The sequence below is a fragment of the Providencia sp. PROV182 genome (assembly GCF_028480325.1).
In the GTDB taxonomy this organism is placed as follows: Bacteria; Pseudomonadota; Gammaproteobacteria; order Enterobacterales; family Enterobacteriaceae; genus Providencia; species Providencia hangzhouensis.
In genome coordinates this window covers 195,088-219,876 of the sequence record NZ_JAMPOL010000009.1, presented here as the reverse complement: position 1 = coordinate 219,876, position 24,789 = coordinate 195,088, and the positions used below count along the sequence as shown (strand labels likewise).

At 35.2% G+C, this 24,789-nt stretch carries 20 protein-coding genes and 1 pseudogene; 8 read left to right on the top strand and 13 right to left on the bottom strand.

Annotated features, from left to right (window positions below):
* Positions 1-463: 463 nt before the first annotated feature.
* From PR834_RS20420 to PR834_RS07960, 7 genes and pseudogenes are all read left to right on the top strand, one after another.
* Positions 464-655, top strand: a pseudogene (locus tag PR834_RS20420) (IS3 family transposase); the annotation flags it as partial.
* 712 nt (positions 656-1,367) lie between these two features.
* Positions 1,368-1,676 carry a helix-turn-helix domain-containing protein gene (locus PR834_RS07985; protein WP_004258958.1) on the top strand — a complete coding sequence of 103 codons (309 nt, stop codon included), beginning with the start codon at positions 1,368-1,370 and terminating at the stop codon, positions 1,674-1,676.
* A 208-nt stretch (positions 1,677-1,884) separates the two neighbouring features.
* Positions 1,885-2,418 carry a fimbrial protein gene (locus PR834_RS07980; protein ID WP_004258955.1) on the top strand — a complete coding sequence of 178 codons (534 nt, stop codon included), beginning with the start codon at positions 1,885-1,887 and terminating at the stop codon, positions 2,416-2,418.
* Positions 2,419-2,549: 131 nt separating this feature from the next.
* Positions 2,550-5,030, top strand: a complete 2,481-nt coding sequence (locus PR834_RS07975; RefSeq protein ID WP_272525429.1) for a fimbria/pilus outer membrane usher protein — start codon at positions 2,550-2,552, stop codon at positions 5,028-5,030.
* A gap of 6 nt (positions 5,031-5,036) precedes the next feature.
* The gene (locus tag PR834_RS07970) at positions 5,037-5,762 is read left to right on the top strand and encodes a fimbrial biogenesis chaperone (protein ID WP_187710051.1); all 726 of its coding nucleotides are present in this window, start codon (positions 5,037-5,039) and stop codon (positions 5,760-5,762) included.
* A 3-nt stretch (positions 5,763-5,765) separates the two neighbouring features.
* Positions 5,766-6,749, top strand: a complete 984-nt coding sequence (locus PR834_RS07965; protein ID WP_096864370.1) for a fimbrial protein — start codon at positions 5,766-5,768, stop codon at positions 6,747-6,749.
* Positions 6,750-6,818: 69 nt separating this feature from the next.
* On the top strand, positions 6,819-7,472 hold the full coding sequence (locus tag PR834_RS07960) for a response regulator transcription factor (RefSeq protein WP_004258940.1): 654 nt from the start codon (positions 6,819-6,821) through the stop codon (positions 7,470-7,472).
* Here the strand turns inward: PR834_RS07960 and PR834_RS07955 are convergent.
* Positions 7,450-10,656 (bottom strand): ATP-binding protein, encoded by a 3,207-nt coding sequence (locus tag PR834_RS07955; protein ID WP_231136075.1) that lies wholly within the window; start codon positions 10,654-10,656, stop codon positions 7,450-7,452. The two genes, PR834_RS07960 and PR834_RS07955, sit on opposite strands and share 23 nt — an antisense overlap.
* 90 nt (positions 10,657-10,746) lie before the next feature.
* A complete protein-coding gene (locus PR834_RS07950) occupies positions 10,747-11,088 on the bottom strand; it encodes a helix-turn-helix domain-containing protein (RefSeq protein WP_036958050.1) in 342 nt (113 codons plus the stop codon).
* Between the two features lie 2,197 nt (positions 11,089-13,285).
* Here PR834_RS07950 and PR834_RS07945 point away from each other — a divergent pair.
* Positions 13,286-13,963: a class I SAM-dependent methyltransferase gene (locus PR834_RS07945; protein ID WP_196725454.1), complete on the top strand. Its 678-nt coding sequence runs from the start codon at positions 13,286-13,288 to the stop codon at positions 13,961-13,963.
* Positions 13,964-14,179: 216 nt separating this feature from the next.
* Here PR834_RS07945 and PR834_RS07940 read toward each other — a convergent pair whose 3' ends face one another.
* The 11 genes from PR834_RS07940 to PR834_RS07890 form a co-directional block, all read right to left on the bottom strand.
* The gene (locus tag PR834_RS07940) at positions 14,180-15,070 is read right to left on the bottom strand and encodes a dihydrodipicolinate synthase family protein (RefSeq protein ID WP_262960784.1); all 891 of its coding nucleotides are present in this window, start codon (positions 15,068-15,070) and stop codon (positions 14,180-14,182) included.
* Positions 15,071-15,244: 174 nt separating this feature from the next.
* Positions 15,245-16,132, bottom strand: a complete 888-nt coding sequence (locus tag PR834_RS07935) for a MurR/RpiR family transcriptional regulator (RefSeq protein ID WP_004258907.1) — start codon at positions 16,130-16,132, stop codon at positions 15,245-15,247.
* A gap of 190 nt (positions 16,133-16,322) precedes the next feature.
* Positions 16,323-16,796 (bottom strand): N-acetylneuraminate anomerase, encoded by a 474-nt coding sequence (nanQ, locus tag PR834_RS07930; RefSeq protein ID WP_136135356.1) that lies wholly within the window; start codon positions 16,794-16,796, stop codon positions 16,323-16,325.
* A 9-nt stretch (positions 16,797-16,805) separates the two neighbouring features.
* Complete coding sequence (locus PR834_RS07925) at positions 16,806-18,299, bottom strand: sodium:solute symporter (RefSeq protein WP_136135357.1); 1,494 nt, start codon at positions 18,297-18,299, stop codon at positions 16,806-16,808.
* A gap of 51 nt (positions 18,300-18,350) precedes the next feature.
* Positions 18,351-19,220, bottom strand: a complete 870-nt coding sequence (gene nanK, locus PR834_RS07920) for an N-acetylmannosamine kinase (protein ID WP_136135358.1) — start codon at positions 19,218-19,220, stop codon at positions 18,351-18,353.
* Positions 19,217-19,915, bottom strand: a complete 699-nt coding sequence (locus PR834_RS07915; protein ID WP_004258889.1) for an N-acetylmannosamine-6-phosphate 2-epimerase — start codon at positions 19,913-19,915, stop codon at positions 19,217-19,219. The genes nanK and PR834_RS07915 overlap by 4 nt, the downstream gene beginning before the upstream one ends.
* Positions 19,916-20,120: 205 nt before the next feature.
* Positions 20,121-20,810 carry an oligogalacturonate-specific porin KdgM family protein gene (locus PR834_RS07910; RefSeq protein WP_144395987.1) on the bottom strand — a complete coding sequence of 230 codons (690 nt, stop codon included), beginning with the start codon at positions 20,808-20,810 and terminating at the stop codon, positions 20,121-20,123.
* Positions 20,811-20,892: 82 nt separating this feature from the next.
* Complete coding sequence (locus tag PR834_RS07905) at positions 20,893-22,050, bottom strand: N-acetylneuraminate epimerase (RefSeq protein ID WP_196725457.1); 1,158 nt, start codon at positions 22,048-22,050, stop codon at positions 20,893-20,895.
* Between the two features lie 1,155 nt (positions 22,051-23,205).
* Positions 23,206-23,427 carry a DUF987 family protein gene (locus tag PR834_RS07900; protein WP_004917300.1) on the bottom strand — a complete coding sequence of 74 codons (222 nt, stop codon included), beginning with the start codon at positions 23,425-23,427 and terminating at the stop codon, positions 23,206-23,208.
* An 8-nt stretch (positions 23,428-23,435) separates the two neighbouring features.
* A complete protein-coding gene (locus PR834_RS07895; RefSeq protein WP_014656726.1) occupies positions 23,436-23,918 on the bottom strand; it encodes a JAB domain-containing protein in 483 nt (160 codons plus the stop codon).
* A gap of 17 nt (positions 23,919-23,935) precedes the next feature.
* Positions 23,936-24,757 (bottom strand): DUF932 domain-containing protein, encoded by an 822-nt coding sequence (locus tag PR834_RS07890; RefSeq protein ID WP_014656725.1) that lies wholly within the window; start codon positions 24,755-24,757, stop codon positions 23,936-23,938.
* Positions 24,758-24,789 lie beyond the last annotated feature (32 nt).

Genomic DNA, 24,789 nt, shown 5'->3' with positions numbered 1-24,789 from the left:
GAGCAGTGAAATATATCTTAAATAATCAAAAACCGAGTTATTGAGATATTTATTTGCATCCGTTTATGAGTTTGAAATGACTTTATCGCGTTAGATTAATTCATTCGCATAAAAAACAAGTCTAATCATTTGTTTTTTAATGTTATTTTTGATGGGATTAAATGAAGGCGATATTCTGATGTTTTTCACTTATTTTTATCCGGTAAAGCAGATAAAACAAAATATATTATAAAACAATTAGTTAGCATTTGTTATGTCTTCTAAATCTATTATGGTCTTATTTATCCCATGCATTTCTAGGGCGAATATGGGATGAAAATGAGGGTTTTCTACTATTAAAGAAAAAAGGATTACAACCTCAACGTAACAATAGCTTGTCACTTTATGCAAATCAGTCGACAGGCCTATTACAAAATACTGGATAGGATTGAGGAGCGAAAGAAAGCTGATCCATCATTAAGGTCGGGGGATACAATCTTGTTCTTCGGAGTATCAGGAAATACATAAAGAACATAATATTCAATATTCTATGATAGATAGCTACGATTGTTGCCAAAATGCTTTAGCAGAACGAATTAATGGAATATTGAAAATGGAGTACTTTCTGATAAAACCGAGTAATCTAGAGCTAGTGAGAAAATTAGTTGAAGATGCCAAAAACGAAGGTAAAAAATTCATACTAACTAGGAGGCGCCGACCAAAAGACTCTGCTTTTAGTGCTGCCTTAAATTCAGGTGTACTTGGCGCACCATGTTTAAGAATTTAAAACATTTCTACGATTCTTGAGAATATTGTTTTTATTCCATTTTTTTATTCTATTATGGTTAACTAATAAAAATGATATGGATAATAACGAAATATTTAAAGAATGTAGGAATGAATAATCTTAATAACTTCAATAGATAGGGCATTTAGTTAAGGGCTTAATAAAGCCTCAAGAAAGTTTATAGTCTTAAAGTTTATTATTTTTTTAGGTACGGGTATCACCAAGTTTTGGTGATATAAAATTCCATTAAAAAGGAAATGTTAACATCTTGTTAATTGATAACATGTAGCGTTTAAGACTTGTTGGATAAAAAAACTGTTTTTTTTAAATATATGAGATAAGTAACTATATTTAGTGATGGTGTTTACCCGAAAAATGACGAGTTCGTTAGACATTGTTTCATAAACCTTACTTATATTAAGGGTAACCAGATATTAATAGTTAATAATCAGCATTTTCAATAAATAAAATTAATGTTTGGTTTTATTTATTACTCGTATGTGAGTTTGTTATTTTTATTTTATTTAATTAGTATTGCTCGCAGTTAGTTATTCTTACGTTATTCAGTATCTACTTTGTATTTTTCAGAAAGGAAATAAAAATGGCAGCTAGATATCCTATTGCCAAAATAGTAGGGAGCAGAATAAAAAAGCTTAGAAGGGAGTATGGATTAACAGGAACTGAAGTGGCAATGGCTTTGAATGTTAGTCAACAGCAGTTTTCTCGCTATGAACGAGGTATTAACAGAATAGATATCGATTCTTTAGTTATGATTGCAGACTTCCTTAAAGTCAGTGTTCATTATTTCCTTGAAGATATAGATTTAGAACAATCAAATAGCTGGACCTCTGAATATAACTCATTATTAAGTCATGGTTTTTATTCAAATAATAAAAAAAATGAAGGTTAGTATTTGTTTTAAGGATCTCCTTATATTTACGGTTCATATTAGTGGTTATATTACTTCACATGTTATCGAACATCTCAAGTCATTAAAATAATGATAAGAATAAAGTTAACTAAATTCTAGTTATATCAATAAAACTATTGATATGGCTGTGTACCAACTAAGGTATTGCCTTAGTATATATTAATAATATCATGAATAAGGGTTTAAAATGAAAAAGACGCTATTAGCATCTTCAATTATCGCATTAACATTCACTGCTGCATCAACTTCATTTGCTGCGGATGTAGGAAGCGGTACTATTGAATTCAATGGTACTGTGAATACTGGTGCTTGTACCATTGCTCCTTCTTCTGTTAACAAAGAAGTTCAATTAGGTTCTGTTCCAGCTGCATCATTACAAACAGCTGGTTCACAAGGTCCAAATGTTGATTTCACATTAGAATTAACGGATTGTATTTTGGACCCTACCGCAAGTGGTACTGATTATTCTAAAGTAACAGTTAAATTTACGGGCCAAATGGATGCAGCTGGCACCTTATGGGCAAGTACTGGTACTGCTACCAATGTTGGTGTGTTATTCCAAAATGCAAGTGGAACAAATTTAAAAACAAATGATACTGTTGAGCAAAGCTTAAACGCAGGGACAAATGTTATTAATTTATCTGCTCGTATGCAGGCATTAGGTGCAGCTACAGCCGGTTCTGTTAAATCTACAGTCGCTTACGTTTTAGATTACCAATAAGTATTAATATAAAAACATTAAAAAAATAATAAATCTTATATTTGCTGATTATGCTGTGTATAGCAATTGCTTCACAGCATTTTCAGTTATATGAGTTCATTCAATAAATCCATTATAGAATATTGCGGCTAATGAAAAAGAACAATTTTAATAAAAACATAGTGACTAGTTTAGTATCTAGTTTATTATTTTACACTTACTATGTTAATGCGGATTCTGTTCAATTTAATGAAGACGCATTATCTATTTTGGGTAATACTAATATAGATTTAAGTGCATTTGAGAAAAATAAAATTAGTGAAGGTTCTTATTTTTCTAATGTATCGGTAAATGGTCGAAGAATCAATTATTTTGATCAAATAAATTTTTTAAATAAAGACGAAAATATACAACCTTGTATTTCTAGAAACTTAGTAGAAGTTATTGGGTTAAAAGAAGAATTTATTAAAGAAGTACCAACATGGGAAAATGGTCAGTGTTATGATCTTGCATCACAGGATAAAAATATTCAGGCAAGATTCGATGATGAAAAGCAAGAGTTAATGCTTTCAATACCTCAAGCTTATTTTCAGTATTCTGATGACAATTGGGTTCCGCCCATGCAGCGGGAAGTTGGAGTTAATGCACTCGTATTGGATTACAACTTTGTTGAAAACTATATTAAGTATAAGAATACTCGAGATATTAATAATTTTAGCTCATTCGGTTCTATTGGTGCGAATGTAGGGCGTTGGCGTGTTCGCAGTAATTATCAATATCAAAAAGATTTTAATGATAATAAAAATGATAATTTTAAATGGGTGCAAACTTATTTATTTACAGATTTACCTAGTTTATCCGCAAAATTTTTTGCGGGTAAGTATTATACAGTAAGTAATGTATTTGATTCTGTACGCTTTAACGGCGTTAGTGTCTTTACGGATGAGAACATGCTACCGGCTTCTCTAAGAGGGTATGCACCGAGTGTCACAGGAACCGCGACAAGTAATGCGACAGTCACTATCTCACAAAATGGACGTATCTTGAATCAAATGAAAGTGGCACCAGGGCCTTTTTCAATTGATAATTTGAGCTCCTCTTTATCAGGGACTCTTGATGTTAAAATTACAGAAGAAGATGGCTCTATACGTGAGTACCAAGTTTCCTCGACCAATATTCCTTTTTTAACACGCCCAGGCATGGTGCAATATAAACTGAATGCAGGCCGGTTAGACCCAATGGGATATAAAAACATCAATGATGACTTTATATCAACTGAAGCTTCTTGGGGGATCCTCAACAATTTATCTATTTTTGGTGGTATTTTTGCAACCTCTAATGATGAATATCATGCCTATAATGCAGGTGTTGGGGTAAATATGGAACGCTTTGGTGCAATATCTTTTGATATTACACAGTCGAAGAATCAACTACAGGATATCGCTTTACGTACTGGTGAAAGTTACCGTATTAATTATGCAAAACGTTTTTCGAATTCAAGTCGATTGGATTTAACAGGGTACCAGTTTTCTAATGAAGGCTTTATGTCAGTGAATGATTATATTAGCTTAAAAGAAACTCCGTTAACGCCACATTATCGGCAGAAAAATGTATTTACGACTTCTTTTACACAACAACTCCCTGATTTACAGGCAGATATAAGTTTAAGTTACTCACGGGAAAGTTATTGGAAAGAATCAAAAAATAACAATACTCTCAATTTATCGTTTAATAAAACCATAAATACAAGTTTTATAAATAATGCGATTTTATCATTATCAATTGGTAAAAGTAGCTACGTAAAAGGTAAACGCTCTAAGCAAGCATATCTTTCGTTAAGCGTCCCATTTGGTGGTGAAAGAAACTCACGGATTCAATACTTTAGTTCTTATAATGATATTGATAAGAAATATAATAGTAATATTAATTACAATTCTAAAATTAATGATAATAACGTTAGCTTAGGTTTATCAAGTAAAGACTTTTTTGAAAATGCGGCAATGAATGCATCCGTTTATCGTGATACACAATATGGTACTGCACAACTAACGGGATCGTATGGTGAAGATTACCATACATTAAGTGGGTCACTAGATGGCTCCTTGACGATTACCAACCAAGGCCCAGTCTTACACCGACGAGTTTATGATAACCAAGCTCGTATGGTTATTGATACAGATAAAGCGAAAGGGGTATCAATTAATAAAAATGAATCAGTTACGAATGGGTTTGGTTTAGCCGCAATTAGTAATGTTCCAACCTATTATAGGTCGACCCAGTATGTAGACCTTAATAATGTACCAGATAATGTCAGCATTGATGACAGCGTGATTGAATCAAATTTAACTGATGGTGCGGTTGGTTATTCAAAACTCAATACATTAGTGGGGGAAAAAGCGTTAGTTACAATTAAATTCCCTGACGGAAATACGCCTCCATTTGGTGCTTTAGTTTATGGCTCTGATAATAATAGTGTATTGGGAATGATTGCAGAGGAAGGGCAAGTTTATTTAACGGGATTTCAACCAGATCAAAAATTAACAGTTAAATGGAGTGGTGACCAGTCATGTCGAATTATGTTAGGAAAACAAAGCCATTTAGCCAGTAAGAATATAACCTGTAATAAAGAATAGAAAATCATGAAAAAATTTAAATTAATAATAAGTGTTTTAATCTTGATTAGCACATACACACATGCATCAATTTCTGTTGACCGTACTCGCGTTATTTATGATGAAGCAAGTAAAGGTGTTAGCGTTGTGATTGAGAATATTGATAAAAAAGACCCTTATTTAGTTCAGTCATGGGTCGAGAATGAAAATGGTGAAAAAATTTCAGAGCCACTAATTGCTTTGCCTTTACTGCAACGTGTTGAAGCGAATCAAAAGAAACAGGTTAGAATTAGTTTATCAAAAAATGACGTGAAAATACCGAACAACCAAGAGTCTTTATTTTACTTTAATGTCTTGGGTATTCCACCGAAAACTAAACTAGAAAATGCTGTTGAAATTGTTATTCAATCACGCTTTAAATTATTTTATCGTCCAAGTGAATTGAAAAAATACCCTAACAATGACTGGCAGAAAGAATTGAAAGTGGAAAAAATGGGAAACTCGTTAAAATTAACTAACCAGACACCCTATCACATTGTTGTGATTAATGTTAATGATAATGAATCTAAAGTTCCTGATTTTAAAGAAATTGTCATAAAGCCAAATAGCAATTCAACATATTTTCTATCAGATAAACAAGTGAAATCGCCGAAAATGGTTATTACTTATATTGATGATTATGGAACACCAAACTTATTGAAATATACATGTAATACAACTTGCTCCTTATCAAATGAAAAGGATAAGAGATAAATTATGTTAATTTTTAATAAAATAAATTCATTCGCTATATTATTTTTATTTTTGCTAAGTTTTCAATCAGTAGCTGCGGTTAATAATTGTATACCGAGTTCAGGAGCTACAACTATAGAACAAGAATTAACCTTTGATATTACAAATAGTAGTACTTCAATTCCAAATGGTACCTTATTGACATCAGCATTGAGCTCATATATATCAGTGAGATGTGAGTTTACTGGCTCATCAAGTACAACTAATGCCGTTTACTTTAAAAATACAATGCCAACTGCAATTAAAACATTATTGATTAATAGTGGTGTCAGTGTGACGCAACAAAATGCAATTTCATCTCCTAGTCCAGTAACGATAACCAACCCAACTGTTCCAAATATTTATTTGGGGTATTGGAGTCAACCAGAAACAGGAATTACACGCAATATCGCTTTCATGTATAACTTTTATGTTTATAAGGGGGCAAACGCTCTTAAACCTTTTGATACAGGGCTATTTTTATTAGGAACCCATGTGGATTATTTAGGTAAGGATTTAGGCGGGCCAACTTATGTGCGCATTAAAGGTAACTTAACCTTGCTCTGCCCTGCACCTGCGGTGAATATCACGGCTTCTAATGGGGGAAGTGTAAACTTTGACTCAATTTCACCTAAACAAATGAATGCGGGAGAAGTGGTTAGCCGAACTTTTAATTTAGGTATGTCAGTGCCACAAGACTGCGAAACAGGGCTAAATATATCAGTACGTTTTGAACCCAATAATAATACGGTGCTAGGTGGAAAATATCTTGATATGGGCAATGGGTTACAAACACTATTAACCCGTAATTCAACTGATATTAACTATAATGAAAGCTACAGTATTGGTGAAATCATGCCACAATCACCGATTAATGTCCCTTTTACTGCGACATTAAGCAAGATAGCGGGCAGCACTATCGCTTCTGGTCCGTTTTCTAAAACAGTTCGAGTTGTTGTTTCATATTAAGAGTGTTAATTGACATTTTTTCTATGGTGTTATATTGAATATACATATTCTGATGCTGAGTATTATTAAATGAAAAAACTCAAATTAGTATTAGTTGATGATCATCCCATTGTGCTTTCAGGTTTGAAAGATACACTTTCTCAATCAATGAATTTAGACATTTTAGGTGCTTACACTCAGGATGCTGAACTATTTGCTTTTTTGAAAAAAAATGAGGTTGATGTGATCGTAACTGATTATATGATGCCTAATAATACCCAATCTAGCGATGGACAGAATTATATTCAATTTTTACGTCGCCAATATCCAAATATTGCAGTGATTGTATTAACGATGGTTTCTAACCCAATGATTGTACAAATGTTATATGATTCTGGGGTGAGTGCGGTGGTGTCAAAAGAGGCACCATTAGGTGACCTGATGAAAGCTATCACATTAGCGGGGCAAGGTCGCCAATATCGTGTTCCTGTTGCAGATATGACAACGACATTAAAAAGCCGTAATGCAGTAACATTAAATGATAGGGTAAAGACATTATCACCTCGTGAACTTGAGGTACTGCGCCTTTTTGTTCAAGGTAAGCCTATTGTTGATATTGCTAAGCAATTAAACCGCAGTGATAAAACTATCAGCCTACAGAAAAATGCTGCAATGCGTAAATTGGGTGTTGATAATAATCAAGCGTTAATTAGTTATTGCCTCACACATCATTTGTTTGACTAATTTTTTTTATCCAATTAGCTAATTGGTTGCAGATATTCTGACTAATCTGGGTATCAATGTATGTTGATGTCCGTGAATCTAATGCTGTTTCAAACTCACGAAGCTGATTAGCTAACTCACGTTGTTCAACACTAATTAATGCACCACGGATACGATGGGATAACTGTTTTAATTCTTCTGTGTTGTTATTTTCAACCGCTTGGCAAAATCGAGTAATATCGCTCACAAAATGACGAATAATTTTTTCTCTATCTTCCCCATTTAGCGGGTTAATCACTTTTATTGGCCCCATTTCTGAAGCTGAGGAGGAGTAAATCGGGAATAAACGGTTGAACAATTGAACTAAGGTTTCTAGCTCTATAGGTTTTACAAGCCATGAATCCATTCCAGATTCTAGGCATCGCTCTTCTTCTTCTTTTAATCCATTAGCAGTAACACCAACAATCGGGCATGTTTCGCCTTCACTGCGCAGCTGCTGTGCAAGCTCATAACCATTACGATAAGGCATATTAACGTCTGTAAGGATGATATCAACAATTTCGTTATCCCAGATCACCAACGCTTCTTCACCATCATTGGCAATAAATACCTTACAACCAAGTAGTTCAAGTTGCTCTTGTAGAACAACTTGGTTAATGGGGTTATCTTCAGCAATTAAAACGCGAAGCGGGTATTTATGCATATGAGTTTGTATACGAGATGTTGGACAAATAAGGGGTATCGGTTCTTTATTATTTTGTAGTAAGAATAACTGCTGATTTAACTCGGATAGTCTGAAATTCATTTCAGTGCTTACCCATAGTTGCCCATCCCAATTAGTTGGCAGAGGAAACGATGGAATTAAGATGCCGACGGCAATAACGGATGAGGTATCTATGGGGAGGCTATTTTCTGTGAAATATACATTGGCCCCCCAACGTTTTAGCCATTGCGTTATATTTTCAGTCAATAATGGGTTTGGGGTTTGCAACCAAATATTGGTGTTTTTGAGTGATAGCCAGTGTGTTTGCTGTATATCGAGTGCTAAAGGTAGTGTCACGAGAAACGAGCTACCAACTCCAGTTTCGCTTTGTAAACTTATTTGCCCATCCATCAATTTGATAAGCTTAGAGCAAATAAATAGACCTAAGCCAGTACCACCATAAGCATGAATTTCTGAATGAGCTTGATAAAATGGCTCAAATAATTTTATTTGTTGTTCAGGGCTAATTCCAACACCTGTATCACTGACACGTAGTAATATATTATTTTTATTACTTCTTTTAAGTTCAATAGTAACAGTACCTCTGTGGGTAAATTTAATCGCATTACTGAGTAAATTACCTAAAATTTGTTGCAGTCGGGCAGAGTCACCAACTCTATTTGCTTGTACATTTGGGTCAATAATAGCAAATAGGAGCAACCCTTTTTGCTGAGCAATTCCTTGATATAACTGAACAGTTTGTTGCACTAATTCTAATAAATCAAATGGTTGATTATGAATTTGAATTTGATTAGCTTCTATTTTGCTAATATCTAAAATATCACCAATTAACTGCATAAGTAATTGGGATGTTGTTGATATTCGATCAATAAAGTGAGCTTGTTGAGATGAAAGAGAGGTATTTGCCAGTAATTCTAATGTACCTATTAGACCATAAAGTGGGGTTCGTATTTCATGGCTCATTGTTGCTAAAAATGTGGATTTAGCTCGGTTGGCTTCTTCTGCAAGTCGCTTAGCATCATCAAGTTGTTTTTCAGTTTCTGCTTGGATCGTAATATCAGTAAATGCGCATAAAATAACAGGGCGCTGCTGGTAATAAGTTGCTGTGCTTACGACATAAAGAACATGTTCCCCAGACTTTAAATTAGTTTTAACCTGTTCTGTGTCAGAAAGAACCTTGATAAGTAATTCATTATATTCATTTGAGTCGTGGGGAGTAGATATATTGGTTATTTTTAGCCAATAACGAGCTAACTCATTCGCAAAGCGTAACTGCTGGGTTTCTTTATCTATTACACATAAGCCGATAGGGGTTGTCGCAATAAGTGTTTGGTTAAAAGATTCATTTTCTAAGATAGCTTGCTGGGAGTCTATTGCGGGTTGTAATATTTTTCGTTGGTACCAGCGGTGATATCCCCATCCACAAAATAAACTAAAGAAAAGTGCAATAACTAAACTGATAGGAAGCCACAGGTTGTCTTCAAAAAAAGCCGCATAACTAATTCTATAATATCCAGTCCATTCATCAGTTTTAGATGAAAGTTTAAGAACTAGGCCATCTCTGGTATAGAAAATACCTTCTAATGCTTCTTCTTCAGGTGCTTGGGTTGTTCCAAGTAGCTGACCATATTTTGCATGAATCAGCCAAAATTGATGTGTGAGTGTGGGGTTTAACATTCGCTCCAGCACGCTAAGCCTTGCTTGGCTTAACATACTAACTGCATAAATATTTTTAGGAGAAATGTGAGCATTCTGCCATAAATGTTCATCAAAACCAGCAGGGATGATCCCAATGAGAATATGATCAAATGGCTCAGGACGTAACCAGATAATGTCTTTTGAATCGCTTTCTTGTGATCCTAAAAATTGAGCATGAATAGTAGGTAAATTTTTTCTAATACTATCAATGACGGAGTAATACAAATTTGGAGAAATAGATTCATTTCCTAAAACTGTTCCAACGGAAGGAACGCTGATGCTAATTTGGTCGTGTTCGTTGACAAAAAATACTGCAGCAGCTGGAAAATATGAGCCTCCCCAAAAAGTAGAATAGTAATCAGCTAAATAGGCCCCTAAAGAAAATAATATACTGGGAACGTTGGAACACTCTAAACTCTTGTCACAAGCTAGGGTAAATGGCATTGCAACTAAAGATTCTTTACCTTCGAGTAGATATAATGGCGACCTTGTTGGTAAGAACTGTTCTTGTATTGCATAGGTTCGGCTTTCAACTAACTCTATTAAATCTTGATTTTGCTTATTTAAAGATCGTAAAAACTTTTCTTGTTCATTGATATAGCCTATTAGTGACCTAAAATCGACTTCTAGGCGTTTAGTTTCTTGTTGAACAATTCGCTCTGCACTCCAAATCAATGTTGTTATTAGAATAAATAACAAAGGAAAAGCAATGGTAAGTATGCTATTCGTGCGTCCTGATGTGCGAGTTATCCTTGAAAATGCAGTCGGAGAAGGGGTAGACATAGCGCTGTTCTCATCGATTATAGGCAAACTCCATGATTTTCATAATAATATAAAATAAAGAAATTAAACAATATTTCTTTACGCTAAAGGTTATACAATTGCTGAATTATAATAGTCTTTCAAATCATCTAATTCCCAGCCAAAACCATTTAAATTAGTGATATAGTGTGAAAGTTTAGGATGATGACTCACGACATAGAATAGCCTATGGTAAAAATCTGGGAAATTAATACCGAGTATAAGAATAAATTTAAACAATACATCTACGGTTAACGCATTCTCTCCTCGTTCATAGCGCGATAATTGCTGTTGGCTAATGCCTAACTCTTTCGCAATGTTCTCACCACTAATTCCTAATTCTTGCCGGTATTCTTGTAAGCATTTACCAACTAGTTGGCTGATATAATAAGTTGTATCTTTTTTCTTTTTCATGAGGAAACTTGACCCTAGTATCATTGATTCATAAAACTATTTTTATAGCTAAGAGTAAATTATGACGAAAAGAAAATTTTAGAATATAAGGTATTCCTTAATTGAAAGTTTTAAATAAGATTAAGTCATTTATTTTAGGTTCATATGCAGAGTCTTATTCTAAACATTATAGTTATTTGCACTTTGTTTTATGGGGTTATTTTTATTACTTAACAATATGTTAAGCAGAAATTGTGAGTTGTTCGGTAAGGTTGAGTAGGTTTTATTACATTAAAGCTTAGTTACCTTTTTATTACAAATTATTATTAGCACTTATTGATTAATATTGTATTTGATTATTTTTTTAGCTCAATAGCTAGGAATAAAAAATGATATTGTGGTTTTTTAATGATTTATTTTCATAACTATTAATATAAAAACTTATTTTTAGGTTCTTAGATAAGACAATAGGCTAATAAAAACACGTAATATGAGTTAAGCTTGGCTGTATAATGGATGAAATGAGAAAAGGGTGAGAATAATAATCTAATTATAAACTTTAGTGTTTGGTTTTTTTTAGGTAATTCCTGGTTATTTGGTATAAGTCAAGTTAATTGACTTTATATTATAGCTGATTGTATATCAATATTCTGTATAGTGGCGGACTAACCATGTCTAGTAGACCGAAAGGGTATAGAAATAAGTGTTTAGGTTAGATAAAAAAAAGATTATAGATTTCAGATTCTTTAGCCGAGTACTCAACTTGAGCTTAGAAATATAAAAGCAAAAAACCGCCTTTTGGGGCGGGTTCTTTAAATATGTGGTGCCCAGACTCGTGAACATTCAGCTATTTAATGAATTGATTTTCAAAGTAAATCTATTTTATCTTTTTGTCAAGACCCATAATATGCCTCTTTTTTCTACATTGATTGCCATGTTCTGAGCTGACACCCCACCACGGTAAATAATTCAGCTCGGGTGGGGTGGTCTATGAAATCTACCCTCTCAGGCAAACAGCACTGTTAGTGACTCACAGCGAAGATGAAGCACAATTGATGGCTGAAAAATTAACTATCTGAAAAAGGGCAGATTAATTCAGAATGATGATCAATTGAAAGCTGTAAAGCATATGGGGAAGACATCTGATTCGGTATAGCCCAGATACAGGTCCCCTTGATCCGCAGAGGTGAAAATAGATTTGGAATTTAATATGAAAAAACGAGTTATAGGTTTGTTTTTATTGATAGGACTACCTTTGGTTGCAATAGCTGATAATATTCACGTGACGGTGAATTCCTCTATGTACTCTTACCCTGATAATCGGGCGTGTATTAACCCCATTTAACGAGATGTATGCCAGTGTTGATGTAAAAAATACAAGCACAATTCAATGCCAGTCAATCTTGTCAAAATAAAGAGGGCAGTAAGAGTATTTTTGTACACCAAAAGATTACAGCAACTGTGACACTGAGTAATGGAGATAGTTGTCACCAGAGGCTCTCTGCCATTGCATTATTTCATGGATTTGATCAAACAGGTCAGTATTTGCTGGTAAATGAAAGTATTGATGATTTTAGTACATATAATCTTGGTAACAAGATCATGTTGTTTGATATTTCGGATGGACAATGCGGTTTTTCAAAAAAACCTTCAGGGTGACTATTATACCCGCTCTTCAGGAAAGGGATATACAGATGATTTTCCACACAGCATTAGCTCAATGAAAATACCTCGAAAGAGGTAAACTGACAATAAAAATATAACTTGTTAATTTACTTGCGTGAATTATGTTCGTTTTAATCGTTATGATTAAATTTCGTTATTTTGTATTTCATGACCTTGTGGGTTTTATCCAGTATCTGTGTAAATGGTTTCTGATAAATTATTTAGAAAGGCATATGGTTTATGGTTATCACAGATGAAGCATACCAAAGATGATATGCATATTTATTAGTTTTTTGATTTGTTTTGTTAGGCTATGGTGTGAATGGGGTGAATAGATGGAGATATATCTTTAGATGATTTTAATGGCGCATGTGTGAAATTGTCAGAGTTTTTTCCGATTAAAGATGGGATGTGATATAAATAACTCTGAATAATACCAAGTATATAATCCTACACTTATAGCATATGATAACCTGACTTATCACTCATTATTTTCGACTATTAAAATAAATAATAAAAAAATAATATATATTTTTTCCATTATGGAGATTTTATGTCATTGAACACAAATGATGGTTCTAAAGTATATACACCTCTCTCTTTGGCTCTATATGACTGGTGGGTACTAAATATATCTAATAACTATGCATGGCATTGTAATACTGATGAATTTTTAATTCCTCACTTTAAATCTCATCTTGGTAACAACCATATGGATATTGGTGTTGGGACTGGTTTTTATTTAAAAAAAGCTGCAGATGAAATTAATAAAATATCACTTTCCGATCTTAATATTCACAGTTTAGAATATGCTAAAAAATATATTTCTGATGAGAAATTAAACTCTTGTTTCTGTCATGATATTTTTAACAGATTTACTGGTGAGTTGAGAGGGGCATTTGATTCAGTATCCATATTTTATTTATTACATTGCTTGCCAGGGAAAATGAGTGATAAGAAACAAGCGATAATAAATATCAGTGAAACACTTAAGGATGATGGCACTTTATATGGTGCGACTATTCTTGGAAAGGGGGTTCAGCATAATCGTTTTGGAAGTAAGCTAATGTCAGTCTATAATAAAAAAGGAATTTTTAGCAATGTTTATGACTCTGCGGATTCACTTGAAACGACACTTGCTTCTTTGTTTGAAGATGTTTCTGTTAATATTCAGGGGGCGGTTGCATTATTCACTGCTAAAAATAAAAAAATCAAGTGTAGTAAAATATAATTATCTGTAATAAAAAATGATTTGCTTATATAGGTGACAATATATTCTTTTTTTGATTTTACACATGATGTTATTCAGCTTAATCGGATAACTGATTGGGGTAATATTTTAAGAAATAAAAAGTGGCTTTCACTTCGAAGGCCACTGTCATCATCAAATGGGGGAGATGTAAAAAAACAAGCTTGTGTTGTTAATACTCAACAAGAGTAAAGTTAATTATAGAAAACCGGCTGCTTTAAATTTTGCTAATGCATCCGTTTTTTGTGCTGCAGTTAATGGGCGTAGTGGACGGCGGGGGTCACCAACATCAATACCATGTAATTGCATTGCAACTTTACCTGCAGCAACACCACCGTATTCTACCAGCACACGAATAATTGCAATTACTTTATCCATACATGCAGCGATACCATCGTAATCACCAGTGTTAAATTTCTCAATTATTTCAAGATATAAAGGAGCCGCATAGTTATAGGTGCTTCCTACAGCGCTTAACGCCCCACAAGCTAACCCTGCCGGTATAAATTCATCTACACCAAATGGAATGTCGTATTTACCGCCATCAACACGTAAACAACGTTGAAATTCATACATATCAGGAGAATTAAATTTCATTCCGGATAAATTCGGAATTGTTTTTCCTGCCGCTTGTAAAAATTTTTCCATGTCAATGTTTAGACCTGACATAGTAGAGTGGTAGTAATAAAAGCCTTTAGAAGGCGAATTCATCGCTGCTAAACGACAATATTCAACTAAGTCATCTACATTGCTTGGTTTAAAGAAACAAGGACCAATCACTGATGTAGCTTGAATATCTAACGTTTCAGCATGACGGGATAGCTCTATAGTGTCTGCAATACTGAGTGCACCTGTATGAACAATGATATCTAGTTGTCCTTGACTGGCAGCAGCCCAGCGTTCAGCGACTTTTTTGCGTTCTTCGACAGAACAATGGATGCCTTCTCCTGTTGTTCCTAATACGTAAGCACCCGTGACACCACTTGCAATAAGATGTTCTGCAATTTTATCAATGACAGGATAATTAATACTTCCATCGGAAGCAAAAGGTGTATGAGGTGCAGCGATTAATCCAGAGAGTTTTTTCATTATCATTCCTTTTTGGAGGTTGATTTCTTTATTTATTATAATATGGAGTTTTGCTCTATATTAAGGCTCAATCGTTCAGAACGCAATAATGAAATTAGCGTTAAAGAAAGAGAAAAATGAAAGTGTGATCTTTAGCTGGTTTTTGTTCAAGACCACATAACACTGATTATAAACTCATGCTGAATTGGTATTTTTTAATGCATTTAGTGTACGCAGTTTTTGCTCTTTGACCATTTCAGGTTGAGCTTGGACAAGTAGGGTATATAGTAAGTCTAAAACGAACAGTTGTGCTGTTTTTGTACCAATAGAATCACCTTGTAATTTCCCCTGTCGATTACCATTAATCAGATAATAATTGGCATATTCCATAATGTGTGAACCTAAATTATGCGTTAGCGCAATTGTGGTAGCCCCTGCTTCTTTTGCAAGTTTCAGTGCATGAACTGTTTCCGGTGAGTTTCCGGAATGGCTGATACCAATCGCGATATCACCCGGTTTCAATAAGGAAGCCTGCATATACATAAAATGGTTATTGGTAACAGCATCCACTCGATATCCAATACGCATCAGTTTATTTTTTAGATCCTCTGCTGTGATCCCTGAGGAACCCACACCGCAGATAAAAACATAATTCGATGATAGCAACGCATTTACAGCATCTTGAACTTGCGTCATATCAAGTAAATTTAATGTTTCTGATAACACATTATTGATGGTTGCTTGTAATTTTAAACCTATAGTATGGATATCATCCTGATGGCTAACTTCAGCATCAAGGATTGGTGATTCTTCACTATCCGATGTCGCCATTTCAATGGCTAAATCCATTTTAAAGTCTTGAAAGCCCTTATAGCCTAAAGTGCGGCAAAAACGCACTACAGTTGCCTCACCCGCCTTAGTCGCTTGGGAAAGTTGTGCGATGGAAAGCTGAGTGACTTCAACAGGATGAAACAGGATATATTCAGCAATACGCTGTGATACTCGCGTCAGGCTATTTTTCATTGCCCCTAGTGTGTCGAGTATTTTACCTGGCTTCAGTCTGGTAACTGACTGTTTTGTCATGAAAATTATCCTTGTTTGCCGAAGTTCAAAGGGAATGGAATTCTGCTAACAAGAGTATCAATTCTGGCGGGTTAAAAAAAGCCTTGCTCTTATAATTATGTGATAATAACAAAACGCTTTATTCCATTTGCATCAATATACAATTTATTGATGCATTAGAAATAAAGCGTTTAATTGGAACTGATGAAAATTAACTAGTCAGCAAATTAAGGTTTACCTTAATTACTGCTTTTTTTAATATACTGTTTCCTTTCTCTGCTGCTATACCTGGTTTATGGGGTTCATAAGGCATAAAAATAGCAAACATAGAGGGTGTTAATGACAATGTTTGACAATTTTCAATGACATCTGTGAGTTGGTAGTCATCCGCTTCACTGTAAACAGTGGCATTTTTAGCCGAATTTCGAACGCCGTAATCTATAACTTCCTCACCGGATAGTAAAATTTGTATATCAATATAGCGATGATGTAATTCTGCACATTTTTGTTCTCGAGATTGTGTTTCAAATGACATCACATTCATGAATACATCATTATCATCAATAGGGTAGCTTCCCGGTTCTAAAGAGAATGGGTCGAGTGCGATTGCCTTTTTAATTATATTACGTAATACCAAATTCATTTCAGGCATTACTGCCGCGTCAGATATATGACCAAATAACATAGATACCTCCTATGAGTTCCTTGATATTTCACTATCATCCAATGAAATTTGTTTTGCTGCCGAGAAAAATGGCGCAGTAATTGTACCAATAATGACTACTGACATAGCACCTATTACACCATAGAAGAAAAAGTTAAGGTCACTGCCATAACGGGCTGCTAATACAGCAATGATACTTACTATAATGCCTGCGACCGCACTACCTGCATTAGCACGTTTAACAAAAATACCTAACATAAATAGTCCGGTCATAGGGCCACCCATTAAACCGATTAAACTGTTAAAAGCATCCCATATTTCAGACTCGTCAGATAAAACTAGCCAAATTGTTGCTAAACTGCTGAATACTCCAGCAATAATTATAACTAATCTGGCGACTTTCATTTTTTGTTCTGAGCACCGTTCAACTTTACTTAAGCGAATATAGATATCAGAATTAAAGCAACTAGAAATACTATTTAAGCTACTAGATATGCTCGATTGAGCAGCGGCAAAGATAGCTGCAATGATTAGCCCAGAAATACCCACTGGCATTTCTGTAACAATAAATAAGGGTAAGATACCTCCGGTATTAAAACCTTCAGGTAACAAACTTGGATTTTGTTTGTAATACACAAATAGGGCTGAACCAATGGCAAAAAAGAAAATAGGAATAATGGCAACTAATTTAGCATTTGTGATTAAAGTACGTTTAGTTTGTTCGATAGAATCAGTCACAATGTAGCGCTGGACAACATCTTGGCTTGCAGTAAATTGTTGAATATTGGCAAATAAAAAACCAATCATTAATACAGGAATAGTACTGTCAGTCCAACTCCAGCGTAACTGTGCATCCGGGAAAAATTTATCAGCCTGTGCTGTTGTGGTAAAAATCTCACTAATACCTCCATCAACTTTAAAACAAATCATGATAAAGATTAAAACAGCACCACCTGAAAGTAACAATCCCTGAATAACATCTGTCCAAATAACGCCTTCAATCCCTCCCATCCATGTATAAATAATACATAATAGACTAATCAGTACAACTAATATAATAGGGTCTATCCCTATGAAAGGACGTAGTGCGAGTACGGTCAAATAAGTGATAATTGCAATACGACCAATATGAAATAACATAAATGACAGGCTGGCAAATAAACGACTTCGTATATCAAAACGGGCTTCTAAATACTCATAGGCTGAAGTGATTTTTAATTTTCTAAAGAAAGGAATATAGAAATAAAATACTAATGGCAAAATGGCGATCGCTAAATATTGGCCAATAATAAAAGTCCAATCAGAAGTATAAGCTTTCGCTGGAATTGACATAAAGGTAATTGAGCTTAATGTTGTTGCAAAGACAGAAACGCCGGCAGCCCAACCGGGAACCCGCCCCCCGGCACGAAAATAATCATCCGCTGTTTTTTGGCGTTTAGAGAAATAAACACCAACGAGTAACATTGCGGCTAAATATCCAAATAGCACTGCATAATTAACGAAACCAAAATCATGTAATTGCATTTTTTTAGTCCTGCCATATGTAAGGTAAAAGGTAAGAAGTACGACAGTTTTTTAGTGTTTCCTAGCCCAAAGAACGGCTCCCCAAAGTCCAGCATTATGATGATAGTGAGCAGCTAAAATAGGGACTTGTAACGCCTTGGGCTGTTGTCTGATAGCTGCTTGAACAAGCTCGATATATCCATTTGCTAATCCAACACTTCCACCAAGAACAACACAGTCGGCATCTATTATTGCTTTAATATCAGCAACTAAATTAGCTATAGTACTTGCTGAGTTTTCAATTATTGTTTTCGCTTGAAGGCTTCCCTGGTGATAGGCAGTAAAAATAGCTTTAGCATCTTTACCTGCAAGTTCATTTACAGCTTGTGAAGCAATGGCACGGCCGGAAGCGATAGCTTCGACACATCCGTAACGACCACAGCCGCAAAGAGGGCCATGAGGATCAGCTATAGTGTGGCCTAGATGGCCTGCAATACCTCGTTTTCCTAGCTGTAATTGTCCTTGTTGAATTAGGCCGCCCCCAACCCCTGTCGATACTGTAATAAATGCCATATCAGAGATATTTTCATGGCGGTAATCATATTCAGCCCATGCAGCAGCTTGAGCATCATTGAGTAACCAGCAAGGCAAACCGGTTATTGTAGAAAGTGTTTTTTTTAACGGGAAATTTTTTAATCCTCCCAAATTATTAGGATTTAATGCAGTTAATACGCCATCACAGATAATCCCTGTAGAGGCTACGGCGACACCATCTGCATACGCTTTTAGTGGTGTAGTTATCGCCACCAAAGCTTCATAGAGTTGAGTTGGTGATGCACTTGCAGGGGTTGTAATTTGAGTATGGTGCGTAAGTTGATTGTCTCGACTGATTAATGCAGCCGAAATCTTTGTTCCTCCAATATCAATTGCTAATATATTCATTTAACTAATTCCTGCTGTAACTTGAGGGCATGGGTAAACCAATCACAGACATGTTCTAGTCGGGTTAATGCGGAACCAACTGTGACAGCCCAAGCTCCAGCTTGTATAGCTCTTGCTGCAATCATAGGTGTGTTATAGCGGCCTTCGGCTATTACACGACATCCATTTTCAGCGAGTGCTGCCACTAATTGTAAATCAGGTAATTTTGGTATTTCACCACCGGTATAGCCAGACATAGTTGAACCAATAAATTCTGTTCCTAATTCCTGGCAATACATTCCCTCATTAAATGTGGAACAATCTGCCATTGCCAACCTATTGAAGTGGTGTATGCAAGCCAATAACTCATTGACTGGAACTGGGCGTACACGATCCGTACCATCAAAAGCGATAATATCGGCACCTTCTGTTGCTAGTGCTTCTACATCACTTAACCAAGGTGTGATCCTGACAGGACTATCCAGTAAATCGCGTTTGACAATACCAATAATTGGCACATCAATAAGAGGGCGAGTTGCTTTTAAATTATCTATTCCCTCAATTCGTACTGCTACTGCACCTGCATTAACTGCAGCTTGAGCCATTGCAGCAACAATTTCTGGCTTATCCATAGGGCTATTATCGACAGGCTGGCAAGAAACGATCAGCCCTCCTTTTTGTTGAATATCCGTAGTCATCTTTTCAATCAATGCCATTTTGAACTCACCATTTTATTTTGAAGTATAACTCCAATTAATGTTATTTTATGAAGCTAAATTCCTCAATTACGAAAGTCGTAATTTGTGAAGAAGATCAAATAATAAAATATTTTTCTTAATTTATTGATAAATATGAAAAAATAATATAGTGAGTAATGGAGTAATTACTCACTATAATTTTTGGCATCTTTTTACACAAGATTTAAAAGTGGAATTGTAATCCTAAACGATACCTAGTTTGACGGGCGTCACTGGTCGGGCTTACCGCAACATTTCCAACTTCAATATAAGGAGTGAATGTGTCACTCAATTGGTAAGAGAAAGAGACATTATGTTCATAATTACGTTTCTTATTATCATATTTTATGCCATCGCTATACATTTGTGTGTAGTCATATTCAATTTTGTATTTATTATATTTATAGCCAATAAACGCATCAAAGCGATTTGTTTTTTCGTCATCAACAGCTTTTTTTGTTTTTCTGGCATAATCAAAACGATAACGGCCTGCAATATATAAACCGTTATCAAAATTATATTGCGCCTTTAAATAAGGTTTATAAATTGATGTGTCTGTAACTGTTTCAAAAATTAATCCCGGTTGTAACGTTATACTTTTATTTATCTTATGGTTGTAACTTAGCCCCATTTCGATAGCATTATTAACAACATCACTAAATACTTTATCTTTTTCGCCGTCAACACCACCTGACTTTATACTGGCATCAATATAAAATCCGATACCATTTGAAAATGAATGAATAAAGGCAATGCGATCTTTATTTATTCTGGATGAATCTGAATATTCATGACGAAAGTCTAGTGTAGTCGCATTTAATTGAAATGATATAAAAAAAGTACAACATGCCAATAAAATTTTATTATTAAACATAGTTTTTACCTGAGTGGATAAGACTCCATAAATTTAATATGGAGTTCTTGGTTGGTTATTATAATTTATAAGTTTGACTGGTTTAGTTAATAATTAGCTCTTTATCTTTTAATGTTAAAGTGATTACAGAATTAACTGCCTCACCTTTTGTAGTTTCACCTCCGATTAAATATAGTGAATTACCATGCTCAATAGTGATTCCATAACCAAGAGGGATCGGTAATTCACCAATTACTTTCCATTGATTATCAATCAACCCATAAATTTCTTTATGCCATTTTTTGTCTAAATCCTGATGTGCAAAATAATGTTTCTGTGAATACTTAGCCTGAGACCCAGGGAAGTTAGCTCCCCCAGCAACAAGTAAGGTATGAGCACTATAACCTGCAAATGCACCAGCCAAGCCATCTTGCTGCTGCTCAGGTGATGGTGGAGGAAGTTTCTGTACAGTAGTATTCCACTGTAGTTGATTATTTTCTAATATAGCCGTTTGTATTTCACTAGTACGTAATCCAGGCTTTAATTCACCGTTAATCAAGGTTATTGAATTGTTATCATTTACTAATGAAGAACCCGCAGTTCCATTAAAAGGAATAGTGCCTAATGAACCCCATTGATTATTATCTGCATTATAAGTTAGTATGATTCGATTAAAAAAATAGCCTTCTATGGGTTTATTAAAGTAATCATTAATAACTTTATTTTTAATAGATGAATTGTTTTTAGCATGATTTAAATTAATGAAATATTTATCAAATATTTGCTTGTTTACTCCTCCAAGAATGATAGCTTTATTGGTGCTGATACTAACTCCTGCATGACCAACCAAGCCATAAGGTGAACTAGTATCTATTTTTTCCCATTTGTCTTCACTTGGTGAATAACGATAAACATCTGTTAATGAGCTTATTGTTTCACTCTCAATATTTTCTTTTCCCGCTCCGCCAAATATATAAATATTATTATTTAACTTAATTGCTATAGCTTGGTCTCTTGGCGTACCCGGAAAATCAGCTATTTTTTCCCATTTTTTTTTATTTTCATTAAGATCAAGTTTATACCATGAGTTTCCTGTACTACCTAAACCTATGTAAATAATATTTTGGTTAATTACTCCGGTTCCATTTTTTAATGTCACAGGAAGGGCGGGGAGTTTCTCAGCAAAACTGGTCGATGAGAATATTGGTGAAGACAGTATTATTGTGAAAAAGAGATAAGATATTTTCTTTATTATTTTCATACGCGTTCACTCTTGTAGTGGTTATAAGTGAGATTTCTATTTAGAATTAAACTCCAACATAAAACATCAAATGAAACATAACTTCAAATTAATGTTTTATAAAATGTGAAGATGGTCAAGTTATCTTTTTAAACTCTATATTTTTTCCTTACCTGAAGGTTAGTCTTAATTTAATTTTGAATTAATACGAGCTATGTAAACATGTGTTACTAATTGATAATATTTATATTACGTTGGTGATATAAGAACACGCAAGCCATGCTAACGCTTACTGCTATAAAACATCCCGACATAGTTGAATATGCCGCTCCGGGTTTCTTTCCATACTCCAGATAAAACTCATTAAATAGCGCAGCATATTGCTACACCTATTATTTTATGTATATCTGCCAGACACATTAAAGCGTAGCATGACTGTATCAGCTCAGATTTAAGCTGACAGGTTTCGTAGATAGAACACAATTCAATCTGATAGTCTAGTGTGAATGAAAAGCTGAAATTGACATATCTGTTAAAGTTAATGATTTGTTTTTATGGAATACTTACACAAGAAAATAAGAGATAGGTTTATGAGGGGGTATAGGTGTCTTTAACAGCAAAGAACATCTGCAAAAATGGCATGAAATCCAGTAAATAAATAACGTGTTGCAACGACCTGAAATCTACCGTAGCTAGAAAAGCAAAAACCCGCCTTTTGGGCGGGTTCTTTAAATAAGTGGTGCCGGACTCGGAATCGACTTTTCATTATAACTGGTTGTATTTAAAAATATTAATTGAATTTGATTTTATTTATACCCTCTTTTGTACCCTCGGTCCGTTTGGTGGGTTTTGTTGAGCACGGTTGGGGCGATAGAGCGCAGCAAATAGATTGTTTTTTTGCACAGATGACAGGTGTAATTATAACGTATTCGAATCCTTTTTAAGTATACATTTAATGGGGATCATGTTCATGTTAATTGTTTCTAGTATGAATCATGGTATTGCCAATTTGACATGTTTAATGATGTCTTATTGTGTCATTTTTGTTTAATTCCTCAATGTCTAATTCAGTTAAGATCCAACGGTTTGATATGTGCCATTGAATACTAATCAAAGTGGAAGTAGGCTTAATTTATCCATCCAATATAGGATAAACTCAAAGTGATCAGTACTTATTCAATTCAATGTCACACACATGACACACGCATAAGGGCCATCTCTGTCTTGGCGACGTTCAACATAAACAGCTAACACGCCACGACAATCTGGCACCTCCTTACCAATATAATGCTCGCTATTACCAACCCATTTATACTTTCCCCTACAATAACGAGCAAGGCGAGAGCCTAAATGTTGCTGATGGATCTTCATTGCTGCGGATTTACGGATAATATTCATGGTTCACCTCATACTAAGCCATGCTCAGCGAAAGAGAAGATTTGCTGACCACCGATGATCAGATGGTCAAGTACTCGTACTTCAATTAGCTGCAATGCTTTTATTAATTGTTGCGTGATAGATTTATCCGCTTGGCTTGGCGTGATATCGCCTGACGGATGGTTGTGTGCAAAGATAACGGCAGCAGCATTAAAATGAAGTGCTCGTTTGACGACTTCACGAGGATAAACCTGTGTGCTGCTAATCGAGCCAGCAAACAGGGTTTCACTGCTTATCAACTGATTTTGTTGATTCAAGTAGAGCACAATAAACGCTTCACGCTCTAATGCTGACATTTTTAGCCGTAACCAATCCCTCACATTTTGCGTTGATGTAAAAGCAATACCCGGTTCACGCAGATACTTATCCAGTATGGTCAACGCACGTTTGATAGTACGTTGTTCATTAGGAAGCAGTGTTAAGGTATTCGTATAAGTATTGATACTCTCCATCGTTAATATCTCCATCATTACGAGGCTAGTTGAAGCATATTTTCAGCCATCACCCACAAGGCTCGGTTAAGCTTCACATCACCATCAATCCCATTCACTGAACGTGTGCGAGCGCGTTTACCTTTCGCATTTCTGCCTGATAATCCCCCTTTAATTAAATTTTCCTGCAAACGTTGGTACACCGTCCAAAGATCGTCCTTCTTATCTTCTACACGGCGTGGCTGTAATACTTGCGCTTCGGTCACAGGTTGATGCGCTTCACCATAACGATATGTGAGAGCAGATTGAGCAAAGATGTGTTGGGCTGGTGGCGGTAATAATAGGGATTGCATGGCATCACGTTGCTCATCCATGCGTTCAAATAGCCCTAACACTTCATAAGCCCCTTCAATCACTTTTTCCACCACATCGCCCTTGTGCGGTACACGCACCTCACCAAAGGTTTGTCCGCAAATTAAGCCATTCTGACAAACGAATCGGAACATCCCCGGTAACATCTGATAACTCGATGAGCCATCATGACTATTGAGTAAGATGATTTCAGGCACTAGGCTGCCCGTAATTTGGTCATGGCGTCTCAGCCGTAACAGATGCTTAGTATGATCACGACGGCTGTCATCTCGCACACGCGTTTGGCAAGCAAAGAACGGATAGAAGCCTTCTTTTTGAAGACTATCCAATAAGGTAATGGTCGGGATGTAAGTATAACGTTCACTTCTGGATTCGTGTTTTTCTTCTGAAAATACGCTAGGTACTGTGCGAAATAACTCTTCGGTAGTTAGCGGGCGGTCACGACGAATAGAGCAAGCATTGCCAAAACGGGAAGCTAAACGAGACATAGGGGTTCTCCTCAATAATTAAACTGATAAAT

What these genes read in the sequence shown, in the direction of transcription:
- PR834_RS07970 (WP_187710051.1), top strand. Translation starts at nt 5,037, where the DNA reads ATGAAAAAATTTAAATTAATAATAAGTGTTTTAATCTTGATTAGCACA.
- PR834_RS07960 (WP_004258940.1), top strand. Translation starts at nt 6,819, where the DNA reads ATGAAAAAACTCAAATTAGTATTAGTTGATGATCATCCCATTGTGCTT.
- PR834_RS07900 (WP_004917300.1), bottom strand. Translation starts at nt 23,427, where the DNA reads ATGAATATTATCCGTAAATCCGCAGCAATGAAGATCCATCAGCAACAT.
- PR834_RS07965 (WP_096864370.1), top strand. Translation starts at nt 5,766, where the DNA reads ATGTTAATTTTTAATAAAATAAATTCATTCGCTATATTATTTTTATTT.
- PR834_RS07975 (WP_272525429.1), top strand. Translation starts at nt 2,550, where the DNA reads ATGAAAAAGAACAATTTTAATAAAAACATAGTGACTAGTTTAGTATCT.
- PR834_RS07980 (WP_004258955.1), top strand. Translation starts at nt 1,885, where the DNA reads ATGAAAAAGACGCTATTAGCATCTTCAATTATCGCATTAACATTCACT.
- PR834_RS07905 (WP_196725457.1), bottom strand. Translation starts at nt 22,050, where the DNA reads ATGAAAATAATAAAGAAAATATCTTATCTCTTTTTCACAATAATACTG.
- PR834_RS07940 (WP_262960784.1), bottom strand. Translation starts at nt 15,070, where the DNA reads ATGAAAAAACTCTCTGGATTAATCGCTGCACCTCATACACCTTTTGCT.
- nanQ (WP_136135356.1), bottom strand. Translation starts at nt 16,796, where the DNA reads ATGTTATTTGGTCATATATCTGACGCGGCAGTAATGCCTGAAATGAAT.
- nanK (WP_136135358.1), bottom strand. Translation starts at nt 19,220, where the DNA reads ATGAATATATTAGCAATTGATATTGGAGGAACAAAGATTTCGGCTGCA.
- PR834_RS07945 (WP_196725454.1), top strand. Translation starts at nt 13,286, where the DNA reads ATGTCATTGAACACAAATGATGGTTCTAAAGTATATACACCTCTCTCT.
- PR834_RS07955 (WP_231136075.1), bottom strand. Translation starts at nt 10,656, where the DNA reads ATGTCTACCCCTTCTCCGACTGCATTTTCAAGGATAACTCGCACATCA.
- PR834_RS07890 (WP_014656725.1), bottom strand. Translation starts at nt 24,757, where the DNA reads ATGTCTCGTTTAGCTTCCCGTTTTGGCAATGCTTGCTCTATTCGTCGT.
- PR834_RS07935 (WP_004258907.1), bottom strand. Translation starts at nt 16,132, where the DNA reads ATGACAAAACAGTCAGTTACCAGACTGAAGCCAGGTAAAATACTCGAC.
- PR834_RS07910 (WP_144395987.1), bottom strand. Translation starts at nt 20,810, where the DNA reads ATGTTTAATAATAAAATTTTATTGGCATGTTGTACTTTTTTTATATCA.
- PR834_RS07915 (WP_004258889.1), bottom strand. Translation starts at nt 19,915, where the DNA reads ATGGCATTGATTGAAAAGATGACTACGGATATTCAACAAAAAGGAGGG.
- PR834_RS07925 (WP_136135357.1), bottom strand. Translation starts at nt 18,299, where the DNA reads ATGCAATTACATGATTTTGGTTTCGTTAATTATGCAGTGCTATTTGGA.
- PR834_RS07985 (WP_004258958.1), top strand. Translation starts at nt 1,368, where the DNA reads ATGGCAGCTAGATATCCTATTGCCAAAATAGTAGGGAGCAGAATAAAA.
- PR834_RS07895 (WP_014656726.1), bottom strand. Translation starts at nt 23,918, where the DNA reads ATGGAGAGTATCAATACTTATACGAATACCTTAACACTGCTTCCTAAT.
- PR834_RS07950 (WP_036958050.1), bottom strand. Translation starts at nt 11,088, where the DNA reads ATGAAAAAGAAAAAAGATACAACTTATTATATCAGCCAACTAGTTGGT.